The following is a 15,023-nucleotide window of genomic DNA, read 5'->3' on the forward strand; positions in this document are numbered from 1 at the left end:
ACCGTCAGGTGGTCGGCGAGGACCCGAATCTGATCACACCCGGTCAGAAGCTGGTCCTCAACGCGGTCGCCGGGGCGACCGCGTTGAGGACCAGCTTCTGACCGGGTGTGATCAGATTCGGGTCCTCGCCGACCACCTGACGGTTGCCCTCGTACAGCTCCTCCCAGCCCGGCAGGCCCTGGGCCCTGGCGATCTTGGACAGGGTGTCCCCGCTGGCCACGGTGTAGCTGCTCTCGGCGGCGGGGGCGGAGGCCGGGGCGGCGCTCGCTCCCCCGGCGGCGATGAGCGGCAGCGCCACCCCGGCGCCGCCGGCCGTGAGGATCAGGGAGATACGGGAGATGCGCCGGGCGCGCTGGCGGCGGTGACGTCCGCGTGCGGACATAGGTGTGCTCCTCTCCAACGCCTGCGAGGTGAGCTGTCGGGTTCGGGCCGGAGTTGCCCGGCCACCGGCGCACACGGCGCGCGAGACGGCGTGCGTGCGGCGGTGGCTTCACCCCGAGCCGGCGCGTTGGGCAACGCTCCGGCGGAAGTGGGTCCCCCGCTCCTGTCAACGGAATGCAGCGTTTCCGCTACCGGTGACAGGATTCGGCGTCCGGAGCGGTCCGCCGCGGATGCGGCGCGGCAAGCACGTTAAACCGATGAATTCGGACGAGACAACAAAGAGCGGATCATCAGACCATGATCGGCGATACCGGGGCGGACCCCCTCGTCACCCGGCGCACCGGCGCGAGCACCCAGGGCGAGCGAACGAATCGCGCCATCGTCCCCAACTCGGCCGCGTCCGCCCGCACTTGACCAGACCGCCGCGGCGCGCCCGCGAGACCGCGCCGCCGCGTCCGGGGGCCCCGAGTGAACTCGGTCACGAGGCCCCGCGAGCGCGGCGGAATGGGACTGATGCGTTGATTGCCCGAATCAGTGTCAGGAGCCGTCCAGTTCCTCGATCGTCGCGAGGGAGGGACCCCGGCGGCTCGACAGGTCGCGGGCGACGGCCTCGGCGTCGCGCAGCACACGCACCGCGTTGTGCCACGTCAGCCGGGCCAGCTCGGCGGGCGACCAGCGCCGTTCCAGCAGCTCCGCGATCAGCCGCGGATAGCCCGCCACGCTGTCGAGGCCGTCCGGCAGGAACGCGGTGCCGTCGTAGTCGCCGCCGATGCCGATGTGGTCGATCCCGGCGACCTCCCGCATGTGGTCCAGGTGGTCGGCGACGGTGGAGACGGTGGCGCGCGGCCTCGGGTGCTCGGCCTCGAACGCCTCCAGCAGCCGCATCGCGGGCTCGGTGTGGTCCAGCGGGTGGAAGCCGTGGGCCCGCAGGTTCTCACCGGCGCGCCGGGTCCAGGTCACCGCCTCGGGGAGCACGAAGCTCGGCACGAAGGTGGCCATGGCCACCCCGCCGTTGGCGGGCAGCTTCTCCAGCACGTCGTCCGGGATGTTGCGCGGGTGGTCGCACACGGCGCGCGCCGAGGAGTGCGAGAAGATCACCGGCGCCTCGGTGACGCGGAGCGCGTCGCGCATGGTGGAGGGGGCGACATGGGAGAGGTCGACGAGCATCCCCGCCCGGTTCATCTCGCGGACCACCTCCTCGCCGAACGCGCTCAGCCCGTCGTGGCGCGGGTCGTCCGTGGCGGAGTCCGCCCAGTCGATGGTGTCGTTGTGCGTCAGCGTCATGTAGCGGACGCCGAGCCGGTGGAACGCGCGGAGCGTGCCCAGCGAGTTGTTGATCGAGTGGCCGCCCTCGGCGCCCATCAGCGACGCGATCCCGCCCTCGGCGCGCGCCGCCTCCATGTCGTCGGCGGTCAGCGCCCTCCGCAGGTCGCGCGGGTAGCGGGCGATGAGCCGCGCGACCACGTCGATCTGCTCCAGGCACGCGCTGACCGCGCTGTCCCCGGCGAGGTCGGTCCGCACGTACACCGACCAGAACTGCGCGCCCACGCCGCCGGCCCGCAGCCGCGGCAGGTCGGTGTGCAGATGCGCGCTCTGGTCGGTGGCGATGTCGCGCCGGTCGAGGTCGTACCGCACCTGCTGGCGCAGCGCCCAGGGCAGGTCGTTGTGCCCGTCCACGACCGGGTGTTCGGCCAGCAGCTCGACGGCCCGTTCGAGTGCGTCGCTCATGCCGCGCCCCCCGCGTTCAACGAGGCGCGCAGCCGGCGCCCCTTCTCCTCGGCCTGCTCCTTCAGCCCGCGCTGGAACGCCGTCATCGCGTCGCGCAGCTCCGGGTCGCCCGCGGCGAGGGTGCGGACGGCGAGCAGCCCGGCGTTCCGCGCGCCGCCGACCGAGACGGTGGCGACGGGCACGCCCGCGGGCATCTGCACGATGGACAGGAGCGAGTCCATGCCGTCCAGGTGCGCCAGCGGCACCGGCACCCCGATGACGGGCAGCGGCGTCAGCGAGGCGATCATGCCCGGCAGGTGGGCCGCGCCCCCGGCGCCCGCGACGATCACCCTGAGGCCGCGCCCGGCCGCGCCCTCCGCGTAGGCGACCATCTCGTGCGGCATGCGGTGCGCCGAGACGACATCCGCCTCGAAGGGAACGGAGAACTCGGCCAGCGCGTCGGCCGCGCCGCGCATCACCGGCCAGTCGGAGTCGGACCCCATGACGATGCCGACCAGCGGTGGCGGGGGGCTGTTCATTCGTCGATCGTTCCTCGGAGGTAGTCGGCGGCGTGCCGGGCCCGTTCGCGGACGTCGGCCAGATCGTCGCCGTAGGTGGTGACATGGCCGACCTTGCGGCCGGGCTTCACGTCCTTGCCGTACATGTGGATCTTCAGCCGCGGGTCGCGCGCCATGCAGTGCAGGAAGGCCGGGTACATGTCGGGGAAGTCGCCGCCCAGGACGTTGGCCATCACGGTCCACCGGGCGCGCGGCCTCGGGTCGCCGAGCGGGAGGTCGAGAACGGCGCGCAGGTGGTTGGCGAACTGCGAGGTCACCGCGCCGTCCTGGGTCCAGTGGCCGGAGTTGTGCGGGCGCATGGCCAGCTCGTTGACCAGGATCCGGCCGTCCGCGGTCTCGAAGAGCTCCACGGCGAGGTGGCCCGTGACGCCGAGCTCGGCGGCGATGCGCAGCGCGAGCCGCTGGGCGTGCAGGGCGGACGCCTCGGGCAGCCCGGGGGCCGGGGCGATCACGGTGTCGCAGACGCCGCCGACCTGGACCGACTCGACGACCGGGTAGGCGACGGCCTGGCCGTGCGGGGAGCGGACGACGTTGGCCGCGAGCTCACGGGTGAAGTCCACCTTCTCCTCGGCCAGCACGGGCACTCCGGCCCTGAACGGCTCACGGGCCTCGGCGGCCGACCGCACCACCCAGACGCCTCTGCCGTCGTATCCGCCGCGCACGGTCTTCAGCACCACGGGGAACCCGCCGGCCTCCGCCGTGGCGAAGCGCTCCACGTCGGCCGGGTCGGTCACGATCCGGTGGCGCGGGCACTCCACGCCGAGCGCGGTCAGCCTCGCCCGCATCAGCCCCTTGTCCTGCGCGTGGACGAGGGCGTCGGGGCCCGGCCTGACCGGGATGCCGTCGGCCTCCAGCGCGCGCAGATGCTCGGTCGGAACGTGTTCGTGATCGAACGTGATCACGTCGCAGCCCCGGGCGAACGCCCGCAGCGTCGCCAGGTCGCGGTGGTCGCCGACGACCACCTCACCCGCCACCTGCGCCGCCGCGTCCTGGGGCGTCTCGCTGAGGACCCGGAACCTGATGCCGAGCGGGATGCCCGCCTCGTGCGTCATCCGGGCGAGCTGACCGCCTCCGACCATGCCGACCACCGGAAATGTCACACACCCAGCGTATCCGGCGGCCGAAAAGCGACACCGGCGGCCCGGAACCACCCGGGACCCCGGCACGTCCTTCCCCTGAGCGAACGCGGCGGAAGGGTACTCATGCACATCGGCTCCAACCGCCGCGGACCGGCTGGTTAGCATGGCGGCCATGAGCGACCGGCGCACGCTCCGCGACCGCCTGCGCGGCATCGCCCGGGAGGCCGCCAAGTTCGGCACCGTGGGCGCGTTCGGCTTTCTCGTGAACGTCCTGGTGTTCAACCTCTGCGGCCAGGCCGCGGGGCTCGCCCCCGTCCGCTCCGGGGTGATCGCCACCACGGCGGCGATCTGCACGAACTACCTGGGGAACCGCTACTGGACCTACCGGCACCGCGACAAGACGGGCCGCAGCCGGGAGGCCGGGCTCTTCCTGCTGTTCTCGTGCGTGGGCATGGTCATCGAGAACGGGGCGCTGGCGCTGTCGCACTACGGCTTCGGCTTCACCTCACCGCTCGCGGACAACCTCGCGAAGAACGTCATCGGCCTCGGCATCGGCTCGCTCTTCCGCTTCTGGTCCTACCGCACCTGGGTCTTCCGCGCGGTGGACGAGAACGGGGACGAGGACGAGGACGGGGAGCCCGCTCCCCCGGTGCGCGCCGAGGTCTGACCCGTCACGCCCCCCTCCCCGTTCGATTCCCCGTTCAATCCGCCTCGCGGCTCAGGAAGAGCGCGAAGACCGGTGGCCGCTGCTGGAGCAGTTCGAGACGGCCGCCGTCGGCCTCCGCCAGGTCGCGGGCCACGGCGAGGCCGAGACCCGTGGAGTTGTGGCCGCTGACCGTGCGCTCGAAGACGCGGGCGCCCAGCTCGCTCGGCACGCCGGGGCCGTTGTCCGTGACCTCGACCACGACCTGGTTGCCGGTGGTCCTGGTGCGCAGCGCGACCGTTCCGGCGCCGTGCATCAGCGAGTTCTCCACGAGGCAGGCGAGCACCTGCGAGACCGCCCCGGGAGTGCCGACCGCGCGCAGGCCCTGCTTGCCCGAGTGGACGATGACGCGCTCCGCGCTGCGGTAGGCGGGGCGCCACTCCTCGACCTGCTGGACGACGATCTCGTCCAGGTCGAAGCCGACCGCGGAGCCGAGGCGGGGGTCGCGGGAGTTGGTCAGCAGCCGCTGCACCACGTCGGTCAGGCGCTCCACCTGCGCGAGCGCGATGGCCGCCTCCTCCTTGACCGTGCCCCGGTCCTCGGTGGCGATGATCTCCTCCAGGCGCATGGAGAGCGCGGTCAGCGGCGTGCGCAGCTGGTGGGAGGCGTCGGCGGCCAGCCGCCGTTCCGCCGTGAGCATGCGGGCGATCCGCTCCGCGCTGGAGTCCAGCACGTCGGCGACCCGGTCGAGCTCGGGGACGCCGTAGCGGCGGTGGCGGGGGCGCGGGTCGCCCGAGCCGAGCCGTTCGGCCGTCTCGGCCAGGTCGGTCAGCGGCAGGGACACCCGGTGCGCCTGCCGTACGGCGAGCAGCGCGGCGGCGGCGACGGCGAGCAGGGAGACCACCAGGATGATCATCAGCATCCTGGTGATCTCGTCGCTGACCTCGCTCCTCGACTGCTCGACGGTGACGGTCTCGCCGTGCACGCCCGTCTGCTCGGCGGACATCACGTCGTCCTCGGGCCGGTCGCCCAGGGTGACGGGCCGCTGGCCGGGCAGGTCGACCAGGACGAAGCGGTCGGCCGGCGCGGAGGCGCGCAGCTCGGCCGCCGTCACCGGCTCCCCGGCGGCGATCCTGCTCTCCACGTCGGCCAGCACCCGGGCCACCTCGGACTCCAGGCGGTCGCGGGCGCTGGACTCGATGGTGCGGGTCTCGACGATGAACAGCGAGACGCCGAAGACGGCGATGACGACGAGCACCACGGCGAGGGTGGAGTTGATCAGACGGCGCCGCACGCGTTCCCGCTCCCCGTCAGCTCTTCTCGAAGCGGAATCCCACTCCACGGACCGTCGCGATGTACCGGGGGTTGGCGGCGTCGTCGCCGAGCTTCTTGCGCAGCCAGGAGATGTGCATGTCCAGGGTCTTCGTGGACGACCACCAGGTGGTGTCCCACACCTCGCGCATCAGCTGCTCGCGGGTGACCACCCGGCCCGCGTCGCGCACCAGGACCCGCAGCAGGTCGAACTCCTTGGCGGTCAGGTGCAGTTCCTCCTCGCCCATCCACGCGCGGTGCGACTCCACGTCGATCCTGATGCCGTGCACGGTGGGCGCGGAGGCGGCCTCCGCGCTGCCGCGGCGCAGCAGGGCCCGGACCCGGGCCAGCAGCTCGGCCAGCCGGAACGGCTTGGTCACGTAGTCGTCGGCGCCCGCGTCGAGGCCGACCACGGTGTCCACCTCGTCGGCGCGCGCCGTCAGCACCAGCACGGGCAGGCCCAGCCCCTCGGTCCGCAGACGGCGGCAGACCTCGAGACCGTCCATGCCGGGCAGGCCGAGGTCGAGCACGACCAGGTCGACGTCGCCCCGCAGCCCGGCCCGCAGCGCGCCGGGCCCGTCCTCCCGCACGTCCACCTCGTATCCCTCGCGGCGCAGCGCTCGGGCCAGCGGCTCCGAGATGGACGCGTCGTCCTCGGCGAGCAGTACTCGGGTCATGGCCCGATGGTAGACGCCACCCGGGGGCCTGCCACGAAGCGGCGGGAAAGCGCTCTGAAGCAAGGGGGGCGCGCGCCCGCCGCGGGCCCGACCCCCGAGCAGGGCCTCAGGGCCTCGGGGCCTCGGGGCCTCAGTCCAGGGCGGGGCCGGTCAGCTCGGCCCAGACGGTCTTGCCCGGGGCCCCGGCCTCGTGGACCACGCCCCAGTCGAGGCAGAGCCGCTGGACGATGAACATGCCGTGGCCGCCGGGGCGCCCGGCGCGGCGCGAGGTGCGCAGCGCGGGAACGCCCTCCCCGCGGTCCTGCACCTCGATGCGCAGCAGCTTGGCGCCCCTGCCCACGCGCAGCTCCTCGGGGCCGCCCGCGTGCAGGCAGGCGTTGGTCACCAGCTCGGAGACGACCAGGAGAACGTCCTCGGCCGCCGCGCGCGCCTCCTCGGTGGCGGAGGGCAGCCATCCCCAGTCGTGGAGCGCACCGCGCGCGAACTCGCGGGCGCGCGAGACCACGCCGCTGGTCCCCACCAGCCGAAGCCGCCGCACCTGCTGGATCTGCGCGGCCGGCTGGGGGTGCTGCTGTGGCCGCTCCTGCGGGTGGCCGAGCATGTGCTGCTGTGGGTGCGGCACCTGCCGCGCCTGGCCCGTCACGGTGGCAGGCGCCTGCGGCTCCGGTCCGTAGTCGCCTGCCGGAGACGGCCGCGTGGAACCCATGCGCCCTCCCTCACCGCATCACCGCTCCGCCGACTGGCATGCCCCGGACCGTCCCCGGGTCCGGCATGCAAGGTCTTCTGCCCTGATGAACGGCGACCACACCCGACCGTTCTCGGCAATAGTGTGACTCGGCCAACCCGTCCCGTACAGCTGGCATCCCGCCGTCTCAGTCCCCCGGCATGGCCGCGAGGGCCGCCTCCAGGTCGCGGTGAACCGTGAAGACGGCTCCGGCGCCCGTTATCTCGAAGACGCGGGCGACAATTGGGCTCATTCCGGCCAGGTGCACCTGGCTGCCGACGGCCTCGGCCTCCTGGCGTGTGGCGAGAAGCACATTCAGGCCGGTGGAGTCGCAGAACTCCAGGCCCGAGCAGTCGATCACTATCCGGGGGCACCCCTCGGCGACGCACGCGTCGAGGGCCTCGCGCAGGACGTCCGCCGTGTGGTGGTCCAGCTCCCCGACGGGAGCCACCACCGCGCCCGAGCCGACGCGCCGCACGTCGACCGCCAACGGACGCCGGTTCGCGTCCTCCGGCACCGCACGGTCCATGCAGCCCCCTTCAGTTCGGAGCCCGTTCCTGACTAGGTTCGAAACCTTAGCCCCTGAGGCGACCACCCAACACCCGAACAAAACGGACATACAACACAATTCGTACGTAAGGAACTTGCCACGGTTGGTGGGTGACCGGTAGGTCTAGAGGGCATCGAATAAGGACAGCCGGCTTTGGAGGCGCCGCAATCCCAGTGCACGCATGGCGTCGGCAGCCATATGCCGAGAGAGACACACGGAGGACACATCATGTCGTCACCGGCCCCTCATATTCATGCCCCTCATAAGCAAGGCGCGCAGATTGAAGATGGGCGTACCGACGCCCGTATGGCAGACGTGCCGTCCTCCCCCGCCGCCCCGCCGGCGGCGGGCGACATCCTTGCGCCGCTGCCCGAGATCCCTCCCTTCGACGAGGTGGCGCCGCTGGACGCGCGCGCACTCTCGAAGAGCCTCTTCCTGCGGCTGGCGATTCTCGAGGAAGGCACCCACGAGTACGCGTATGTGCGCAACACCCTGGTCGAGCTGAATCTCGCGCTGGTGAAATTCGCCGCCTCGCGATTCCGCTCCCGCAGCGAACCCATGGAGGACATCGTCCAGGTGGGCACGATCGGTCTGATCAAGGCGATCGACCGCTTCGAGGCCGACCGCGGCGTCGAGTTCCCCACGTTCGCGATGCCGACGATCGTCGGCGAGATCAAGCGTTTCTTCCGTGACACTTCCTGGTCGGTCCGCGTTCCGCGGCGGCTTCAGGAGCTCAGGCTCGACCTGGCGAAGGCCGGGGACGAGCTGGCCCAGAGGCTGGACCGTTCCCCGACCGTCGCCGAGCTCGCCGAGCGGCTGAAGATCAGCGAGGAAGAGGTCGTGGAGGGCATGGCCGCCTCCAACGCGTACACGGCCAGCTCCCTGGACGCGCAGCCCGACGAGGACGAGGCCGAGGGCGCCCTCGCCGACCGCATCGGGTACGAGGACCACGGCCTGGAGGGCATCGAGTACATCGAGTCCCTCAAGCCGCTCATCGCGGAACTGACCCCGCGGGACAGGCAGATCCTCTCGTTGCGCTTCGTGGCGAACATGACCCAGTCCGAGATCGGCGAGGAGCTCGGCATCTCGCAGATGCACGTCTCCCGGCTGCTGGCCCGCACGCTGGGCAGGCTCCGCCGCGGACTCCTGGTCGAGGAGTAGGACGAGGAACAGCGGGATACGAAGAGGCACACGCCGTCCCCCGCATGAGCCCCCGGCACGCACCGCGCCCGGGGGCTCAGCGCTGTGCGGTGCCGGACGTGCCGGACGTGCCCGGGGGGGCGGAGGGGTGAGCGCGAGATCCGGTCCGGAAATGGACACGCGCCGCGGCGGACGCGGCATTAGGGTGCCCGGCATGACGCAGACGATTCTCTCGGTGAACCTCGGCGAGGCGACCAGGGCCGCGTGGACCGACGCGGAGGGCGGCGTGACCGGCATCGACAAGCGTCCCACGCCCCGGGCCGTCGCGGTCGCGGCGCCGGGTCCCAAGGGGGTCGCCGGAAGCGCGCTGGCGGGCGACATGATCTGCGACCGCCGCCACCACGGCGGCGACGACCAGGCGGTCTACGTGTACGCCCGCGAGGACCTCGACCACTGGGAGCGCGCGCTCGGCAGGAAGCTCGCCGGCGGCGTCTTCGGAGAGAACCTGACGACCCTCGGCATCGACGTGAACGACGCGCGGATCGGCGAGCGCTGGCGCCTCGGGCCCGAGCTGGTGATCGAGGCGAGCAGCTGCCGGATCCCGTGCCGGACGTTCGCGGACTGGCTCGGCGAGCAGGGCTGGGTCAAGCGCTTCACCAACGAGGCCAGGCCCGGCGCGTACTTCCGGGTCATCCACCCCGGCACCATCCGCGCGGGCGACCCGGTCGAGGTCGTCCACCGGCCGGACCACGAGGTGTCGGTGGCGTTCCTCTTCCGCGCCATGACCACGGCCCCCGAGCTGCGGCACCGGGTGATCGCGGCCGGCGAGGCGCTGCACCCGCACGAGCTGGCCCAGGCCCGCGCCTGGGCGGAGGCCGCCCGGACCGCGTCACCGGGAGCCACTGGTTCCGGGCAGGACGAGCGGGTGGAGCCGGCGTCCACCGCCTGATCCGCCCGATCCGCCGCGGTCGTTCCCGTTCCCGTTCTCGGGTAGCGGGTTCCAGGTCTCAGCTCTCGCCCAGGGCCTCGGCCAGGGCGCGGGCGTGGAGGTGGCGGCGCAGGTAGAGGGCGAGGCCGACATTGGCCAGGGCGACCGCGAGGAAGGGGGCGCGCAGCCCCGCCTCGCGGCTCAGCTGGGCCTCGACCAGGGAGACGAGGGCGCCGCCCGCCGCCATGCCGAACGGCATGGCGCCCCAGCCGAGCAGGCGGTAGACGCTGTTGACCCGGCCCAGCAGATGGTCGGGAATGATCGTCTGCCGAAGCGACACGGTCGTCACATTCCACAGAACCGCTCCGAAACCGGTCCCGGCCATCATCGCGCCGACCAGCCAGGCATGGGACGAGAACGCCGCCGTCGCGTAGGCGACGGCCGTCAGCAGGCAGAGCAGCAGCAGCGAACGGGCCGCGCCGATCCTGCGCGTGACCCGTCCGGCCAGCAGTCCGCCGAGCAGGCCGCCCACCCCCGCGGTGGACAGCAGCACGGCATAGCCGACCGGACCGAGGCCGAGCACCTCCTGCGCGTAGAGCACGTAGATCGCCGTGGCCGCGGCCCCGGCCCCGTTGGCGACCGCGAGCGCGATGGCGAGCCGGCGCAGCACCGCGTTGCCCCACAGCCAGCGCACGCCCTCACCGATCTCGCTCCGCATCGACCTGCGCGCCGGCGCACCCGCCCCCGCGCCCCCGCCCGCCGGATCGTCGTCGTGCGCCCTCCGCGCGCGGAAGGTGCCGCGCATCAGGAAGAGCAGCAGCACCGCCACGGCCGCCGCCGCCGCGTCGAACGCGAACGGCACGGCCAGCGCGACGCCGATCAGCACCCCGCCCAGCGGGCGGGCCAGGAAGTCGTCGGAGACGATCTGGGCGGCCATCAGCCGTCCGTTGGCATCGCCGAGGCGCTCCCTCGGGACGAGCGCGGGCAGCAGCACCTGCGACGTGTTGTCGAACAGCACCTCGGCGAAGCCGAGCGCCAGCGCGCACGCGTACAGCAGCGGCAGCGACATGACGTCGAACGCGACGAGCAGGCCGACCGTTCCCACGATGACCACCCGCGCCGCGCTCATCGCCATCATCACGCGCCGCCGGTCGAGCCGGTCGGCCAGGACCCCGGCCGGGAGGCTGAACAGCAGCCACGGCAAGCGCAGGGCGATGCCCATGAGGGCGACGAGGAAGGGGTTGGTGGTGAGCGTGGTCGCCAGCCAGGGGAACGCGATGCCGGTGGCGCCCTGGCCGAGGTTGGTGACCGTGCTGGCGGACCAGAGCTTCCAGTAGGCGGCGCCGAGGCCCCGGCGCGGCGCCGGCGGCTCGGGGCCGGAATCCCGAACCGGCTGCGCCCCGGCCGCCGTCGGCGCCCCGGCGCCCTCGCCGGTGTCCGCGGTTCCCGTTCCCGGCCCCGATCCCGACATGCGTGCCCCCCTCGTTCGGCTGGCCGTAACCCTGCCAAAGCCCGGCCGAACGCGCCACGTTCCGTTGCCGCCTCCCTCAGACCTCGCGGCGCCCCCGCCGCCACACGGCGGCGACCAGCGGCACGCCGGGACGGTAGGCCAGGTGAACGGGCGAGGGCGCGTCGAGCAGCACCAGGTCAGCGTGCGCGCCGGGCGTGAGGCGGCCGATGTCCGTGCGGCCGAGCGCCGCCGCGCCCCCCGCGGTGGCGGACCAGAGCGCCTCGTCGGGCGTCATGCCCATCTCGCGGACGGCCACGGCGACGCAGAACGGCATGGAGCTGGTGAACGAGGAGCCCGGATTGCAGTCGGTGGCGAGCGCGACCACGGCGCCCGCGTCGAGCAGGCGGCGCGCGTCGGGGTAGGGCGCGCGGGTGGAGAACTCGCAGCCGGGGAGGAGCGTGGCGACCGTGTCGCCCTGGGCCAGGGCGTCCACGTCGGCGTCGCCGAGGTGGGTGCAGTGGTCGGCGGAGGCGGCGCCGAGCTCGACGGCGAGCTGGACGCCTGGGCCCTGGGTGAGCTGGTTGGCGTGGACGCGGGGGCGCAGCCCGCGCGCGAGGCCCGCGGTGAGGACGGCGCGCGCCTGGTCCCCGTCGAACGCGCCCCGCTCGCAGAACACGTCGATCCACCGCGCGTGCGGCGCGCAGGCGTCGAGCATGGGGCCCGTCACCAGCGCGACATAGGACTCGGGGCTCGCGTCGTGCTCGGGGGGCACGATGTGCGCCCCCAGATAGGTGGTCTCCTCGGTGTGCTCGCGGGCGATCCGCAGGGCGCGGGCCTCGTCGTGCACGGTGAGGCCGTAGCCGGACTTGGTCTCCACGGTGGTGGTGCCCTGGCGGAGCATCTCGCGGAGGAACGCGGCGAGCCCGGCGGCCAGCTGGGCGTCGGTCGCCCGGCGGGTCGCGGCCACGGTGGTGCGGATGCCGCCCGCGGTGTAGGGGCGGCCCGACATGCGCGCGTGGAACTCGTCGGTGCGGTCTCCCGCGAACAGCAGGTGGGAGTGGGAGTCGACGAAGCCGGGGACGGCGGTCCGGCCGGCCGCGTCGTGGTGACTGTCAGTGGCGGGTGTTCCACTGGTGGTGCCGGTCCAGACGACACGCCCGCCCTCGATGACGAGGGCCGCGTCGCGGATCAGGCCGAGGGGTCCGTGACCGAGGGAGGGATCGTTGGTGACGAGCGTGCCGATGTGGGTGATGGCCGTGCTGGTGCCCGTGCTGGGGCTGGTGCCGGTACTGGTGCCGGTGCTGGTGCTGTCGGCGGGGGTGCCGCCGCGGGGGTTCTCCATGGGGGCCCCGCTCCTCAGCGGGTGGCCCGCAGCGCGGCCATGGCCGTGCGCAGGGCGTGGGGGACGTCGTGGACGAGCTGGTGGTCGCCGTCGCGCACGATGTGCAGGCCGCCGACCACCGTGTGCCGGACGTCGGCGGCGGTCGCGGCGAATACGGCCGCCTCCAGGGCCAGCCGGGGCGGCGGCCCGGCGGTGCGGACGCTGTCCAGGGCGACGGTGGTGAAGTCGGCGAGGCCGCCGGGTTCGAGGCGCCCCGCCTCGGGCCAGCCGAGAGCGGCGTGCCCGTCCTCGGAGGCGGCGCGCAGCAGTTGCCCCGCGGTGAAGTGGCCGCGCACCCGTGAGCGGAGCCGTTCGTGGTGCTCGACGCCCCTGGCCTCGGCGAGCAGGTCGATGACGGCGTGGCTGTCGCTGCCCAGGCAGAGCGGGCTGCCCGCGGCGCGCAGCGAGCCCGCGGGGCCGATGCCGTCGGCGAGGTCGCGCTCGGTGGTGGGGCACAGGCAGGTGGCGGTGGAGCTGCGGCCGAGCAGGGCGATGTCGGCGTCGGTGAGGTGCGTGGCGTGCACGGCCGTGGTGCGCGGGCCGAGCGCGCCGTGGTCGGCGAGGAGGGCGGTGGGCGTGCGGCCGTGCGCGCGCAGGCAGTCCTCGTTCTCCCGTGGCTGTTCCGAGAGATGGAGGTGGAGAGGGAGCCCCCGGTCGGTGGCGAAGCGGGCGACGGTGGCGAGCGCGTCGGCGGGGACGGCCCGCACGGAGTGGATGGCGGCGCCCAGGCGCGCGGTGACGGTGGGGCGCAGCGCGTCCGCGCGTTCGGCCCACGCCTCGGCCGTCCCGTCGGAGAACCGCAGCTGGGCGCCCTCCGGACGCTCACCGAATCCGGCGGCCAGGTAGCAGGTGTCCAGCAGGGTGATCCGGATGCCCGCGGCCCCGGCGGCGGCGATCAGCGCCTCGGCCATCGCGTTGGGGTCGCCGTAGCGGGTCCCGCCCCGGCCGTGGTGCACATAGTGGAACTCGCCGACGCAGGTGATGCCCGCCAGCGCCATCTCCGCGTAGACGGCGCGGGCGAGCGCGTAGTAGGTGTCGGGGGTCAGCAGGGCGGCCGTCTCGTACATGCCGGTGCGCCACGTCCAGAACGTGCCGCCGCCCACCTGGGCGACCGAGCGCAGGGCGCGGTGGAAGGCGTGGCTGTGGGCGTTGGCCAGCCCGGGGAGGGTCAGCCCGCGCAGCGACACGGCGCCGACCGGCGGGCCCGGGACGCCGGGCTCGACCGCGGTGACGCGGCCCGAGCCGGACGTGGTGATCAGGACGCCCGGCTCGACCACGCCGCCCAGCCAGGCGTGTTCGGCCCAGTACGTCTGCGCGTTCAGCGTCACAGCAGGCCCTCCAGCACGTCGGCCAGCGCGGTCACCCCGGCCAGGCAGTCGCCCTCGTCGGCGTGCTCGGCGGGGGCGTGCGAGACCCCGGTCGGGTTCCGCACGTACAGCATGGCCGTGGGGACCGCCCCGGAGAGGATCCCGGCGTCGTGTCCCGCGCCGGTCGGCAGCGCGGGGGCGCCTCCCAGCCGGTGGGCGGCGCGGTCGCGCAGCTCGGCGGAGAACGCGACGCCCGCGGTGTGGGACTCGCGGGTGACCGCGACCGTGACGCCGTCGCGCCCGCCGCGCTCGGCGGCGGTCCGCTCGATCCCCGCCACCAGCGCGTCGAGCGTGCCGCCGTCCGGGGCGCGGGAGTCCAGCCAGCCGGTGACGAGGGAGGGGATGGCGTTGACGGCGCCCGGCTCGACCGCCACCTTGCCGAAGGTGGCCAGGGCCCCGGCGAGCCGGGCCCGCTTGCGGGCGGCGAGCACCGTGTGCGCGTAGGTCAGCATCGGGTCGCGGCGGTCCTCGACGCGGGTGGTTCCCGCGTGGTTCGCCTCGCCGCGGAAGTCGAACCGCCACCGCCCGTGCGGCCAGATGACCGAGCCGACGCCGACGGCGCGGCCCAAACCGGCCAGGGCGCGGCCCTGTTCGATGTGCAGCTCGACGAAGGCGCCGATGCGGGCCAGCCGCTCGGGGTCGGGCCCGATGGCGCCGGGGTCCTGCCCTGCGCGCTCCATCGCGGCGGCCAGGGACACGCCGTCGGCGTCGGTGAGCCGGTGGGCGCGGGCGGGCTCGATGAGGCCGCTGCTGAGCCGGGAGCCGAGGCAGGCCACGCCGAAGCGGGCCCCCTCCTCCTCGGCGAAGGCGACCACGCCGAGCGGGCGCGACCCCGGCGGCAGCCCGCGCTCGCGCAGCAGGTCGAGGGCGGCGAACGCCGAGACCACCCCGAGCGGTCCGTCGAACGCGCCGCCGTCCGGCACGGAGTCCAGGTGCGAGCCGGTGACCACGGCGTCCCCGGCGGCCGGGTCCCCGGCCCAGGCCCACTGGTTCCCGTTCCGGTCCACCTCGTACGCGAGCCCCCGCGCCAGGGCCTCCGCCCTGAACCACGCACGCAGCTCCGCCTCGGGCTCCGTCCAGACGTAGCGCCGGTAGCCGCCGCCCACC

The 15,023-nt window shown here is 73.8% G+C and carries 15 protein-coding genes and 1 riboswitch; of the genes, 3 read left to right on the plus strand and 12 right to left on the minus strand.

Annotated elements, in window-relative coordinates; all coding sequences use genetic code 11:
- Positions 1–43: 43 nt before the first annotated feature.
- The 4 genes from ADY01_RS21455 to ADY01_RS21470 all read right to left on the minus strand — a co-directional run bounded on the left by ADY01_RS21455 (position 44) and on the right by ADY01_RS21470 (position 3,766).
- Positions 44–382, minus strand: coding sequence for a LysM peptidoglycan-binding domain-containing protein (locus tag ADY01_RS21455; protein ID WP_053171064.1), 339 nt, complete (start codon positions 380–382; stop codon positions 44–46).
- A 3-nt stretch (positions 383–385) separates the two neighbouring features.
- Positions 386–573: riboswitch (cyclic di-AMP (ydaO/yuaA leader) on the minus strand.
- A gap of 345 nt (positions 574–918) precedes the next feature.
- Complete coding sequence (locus ADY01_RS21460; protein ID WP_049576115.1) at positions 919–2,109, minus strand: dipeptidase; 1,191 nt, start codon at positions 2,107–2,109, stop codon at positions 919–921.
- Positions 2,106–2,627 (minus strand): 5-(carboxyamino)imidazole ribonucleotide mutase, encoded by a 522-nt coding sequence (purE, locus tag ADY01_RS21465; RefSeq protein ID WP_049576118.1) that lies wholly within the window; start codon positions 2,625–2,627, stop codon positions 2,106–2,108. The genes ADY01_RS21460 and purE overlap by 4 nt, the downstream gene beginning before the upstream one ends.
- Entirely contained in the window at positions 2,624–3,766 is a 1,143-nt protein-coding gene (locus ADY01_RS21470; protein WP_078900481.1) for a 5-(carboxyamino)imidazole ribonucleotide synthase, read from the minus strand. Before ADY01_RS21470 ends, purE begins: the two co-directional genes overlap by 4 nt.
- A gap of 151 nt (positions 3,767–3,917) precedes the next feature.
- Here ADY01_RS21470 and ADY01_RS21475 point away from each other — a divergent pair, with 151 nt between their 5' ends.
- The gene (locus tag ADY01_RS21475; RefSeq protein WP_049576152.1) at positions 3,918–4,412 is read left to right on the plus strand and encodes a GtrA family protein; all 495 of its coding nucleotides are present in this window, start codon (positions 3,918–3,920) and stop codon (positions 4,410–4,412) included.
- 34 nt (positions 4,413–4,446) lie between these two features.
- Here the strand turns inward: ADY01_RS21475 and ADY01_RS21480 are convergent, their stop codons facing one another.
- From ADY01_RS21480 to ADY01_RS21495, 4 genes are all read right to left on the minus strand, one after another.
- Complete coding sequence (locus tag ADY01_RS21480; protein ID WP_049576121.1) at positions 4,447–5,682, minus strand: ATP-binding protein; 1,236 nt, start codon at positions 5,680–5,682, stop codon at positions 4,447–4,449.
- Positions 5,683–5,698: 16 nt separating this feature from the next.
- On the minus strand, positions 5,699–6,376 hold the full coding sequence (locus tag ADY01_RS21485) for a response regulator transcription factor (protein WP_049576123.1): 678 nt from the start codon (positions 6,374–6,376) through the stop codon (positions 5,699–5,701).
- A 130-nt stretch (positions 6,377–6,506) separates the two neighbouring features.
- Positions 6,507–6,977, minus strand: coding sequence for an ATP-binding protein (locus tag ADY01_RS21490; RefSeq protein ID WP_420715732.1), 471 nt, complete (start codon positions 6,975–6,977; stop codon positions 6,507–6,509).
- A 271-nt stretch (positions 6,978–7,248) separates the two neighbouring features.
- On the minus strand, positions 7,249–7,629 hold the full coding sequence (locus tag ADY01_RS21495; protein WP_049576130.1) for an STAS domain-containing protein: 381 nt from the start codon (positions 7,627–7,629) through the stop codon (positions 7,249–7,251).
- Between the two features lie 327 nt (positions 7,630–7,956).
- On the opposite strand from ADY01_RS21495, the gene ADY01_RS21500 reads away from it, so the two are divergent.
- Together ADY01_RS21500 and ADY01_RS21505 are read left to right on the plus strand one after the other, a co-directional pair.
- On the plus strand, positions 7,957–8,811 hold the full coding sequence (locus ADY01_RS21500) for an RNA polymerase sigma factor SigF (protein ID WP_049576132.1): 855 nt from the start codon (positions 7,957–7,959) through the stop codon (positions 8,809–8,811).
- Positions 8,812–9,004: 193 nt separating this feature from the next.
- Positions 9,005–9,739 carry an MOSC domain-containing protein gene (locus ADY01_RS21505; protein WP_049576136.1) on the plus strand — a complete coding sequence of 245 codons (735 nt, stop codon included), beginning with the start codon at positions 9,005–9,007 and terminating at the stop codon, positions 9,737–9,739.
- Between the two features lie 58 nt (positions 9,740–9,797).
- On the opposite strand, the gene ADY01_RS21510 is transcribed toward ADY01_RS21505, so the two are convergent.
- The 4 genes from ADY01_RS21510 to ADY01_RS21525 all read right to left on the minus strand — a co-directional run bounded on the left by ADY01_RS21510 (position 9,798) and on the right by ADY01_RS21525 (position 15,022).
- A complete protein-coding gene (locus ADY01_RS21510; protein ID WP_078900482.1) occupies positions 9,798–11,189 on the minus strand; it encodes an MFS transporter in 1,392 nt (463 codons plus the stop codon).
- Between the two features lie 76 nt (positions 11,190–11,265).
- On the minus strand, positions 11,266–12,510 hold the full coding sequence (hutI, locus tag ADY01_RS21515) for an imidazolonepropionase (RefSeq protein ID WP_078900483.1): 1,245 nt from the start codon (positions 12,508–12,510) through the stop codon (positions 11,266–11,268).
- 14 nt (positions 12,511–12,524) lie between these two features.
- Complete coding sequence (locus ADY01_RS21520; protein ID WP_107081783.1) at positions 12,525–13,871, minus strand: formimidoylglutamate deiminase; 1,347 nt, start codon at positions 13,869–13,871, stop codon at positions 12,525–12,527.
- A gap of 2 nt (positions 13,872–13,873) precedes the next feature.
- Positions 13,874–15,022 (minus strand): allantoate amidohydrolase, encoded by a 1,149-nt coding sequence (locus tag ADY01_RS21525; protein WP_063784305.1) that lies wholly within the window; start codon positions 15,020–15,022, stop codon positions 13,874–13,876.
- Position 15,023 lies beyond the last annotated feature (1 nt).

Origin of the sequence: Streptomyces sp. SBT349, assembly GCF_001083795.1 — a bacterium.
Taxonomy (GTDB): Bacteria; Actinomycetota; Actinomycetes; order Streptomycetales; family Streptomycetaceae; genus Streptomyces.

Bases quoted from the DNA above. Each gene is read 5' to 3' on its own strand.
- ADY01_RS21490 (WP_420715732.1), bottom strand. From the start codon at position 6,977: ATGCTCGGCCACCCGCAGGAGCGGCCACAGCAGCACCCCCAGCCGGCC.
- ADY01_RS21505 (WP_049576136.1), top strand. From the start codon at position 9,005: ATGACGCAGACGATTCTCTCGGTGAACCTCGGCGAGGCGACCAGGGCC.
- purE (WP_049576118.1), bottom strand. From the start codon at position 2,627: ATGAACAGCCCCCCGCCACCGCTGGTCGGCATCGTCATGGGGTCCGAC.
- ADY01_RS21485 (WP_049576123.1), bottom strand. From the start codon at position 6,376: ATGACCCGAGTACTGCTCGCCGAGGACGACGCGTCCATCTCGGAGCCG.
- ADY01_RS21460 (WP_049576115.1), bottom strand. From the start codon at position 2,109: ATGAGCGACGCACTCGAACGGGCCGTCGAGCTGCTGGCCGAACACCCG.
- ADY01_RS21455 (WP_053171064.1), bottom strand. From the start codon at position 382: ATGTCCGCACGCGGACGTCACCGCCGCCAGCGCGCCCGGCGCATCTCC.
- hutI (WP_078900483.1), bottom strand. From the start codon at position 12,510: ATGGAGAACCCCCGCGGCGGCACCCCCGCCGACAGCACCAGCACCGGC.
- ADY01_RS21475 (WP_049576152.1), top strand. From the start codon at position 3,918: ATGAGCGACCGGCGCACGCTCCGCGACCGCCTGCGCGGCATCGCCCGG.
- ADY01_RS21500 (WP_049576132.1), top strand. From the start codon at position 7,957: ATGGCAGACGTGCCGTCCTCCCCCGCCGCCCCGCCGGCGGCGGGCGAC.
- ADY01_RS21510 (WP_078900482.1), bottom strand. From the start codon at position 11,189: ATGTCGGGATCGGGGCCGGGAACGGGAACCGCGGACACCGGCGAGGGC.
- ADY01_RS21495 (WP_049576130.1), bottom strand. From the start codon at position 7,629: ATGGACCGTGCGGTGCCGGAGGACGCGAACCGGCGTCCGTTGGCGGTC.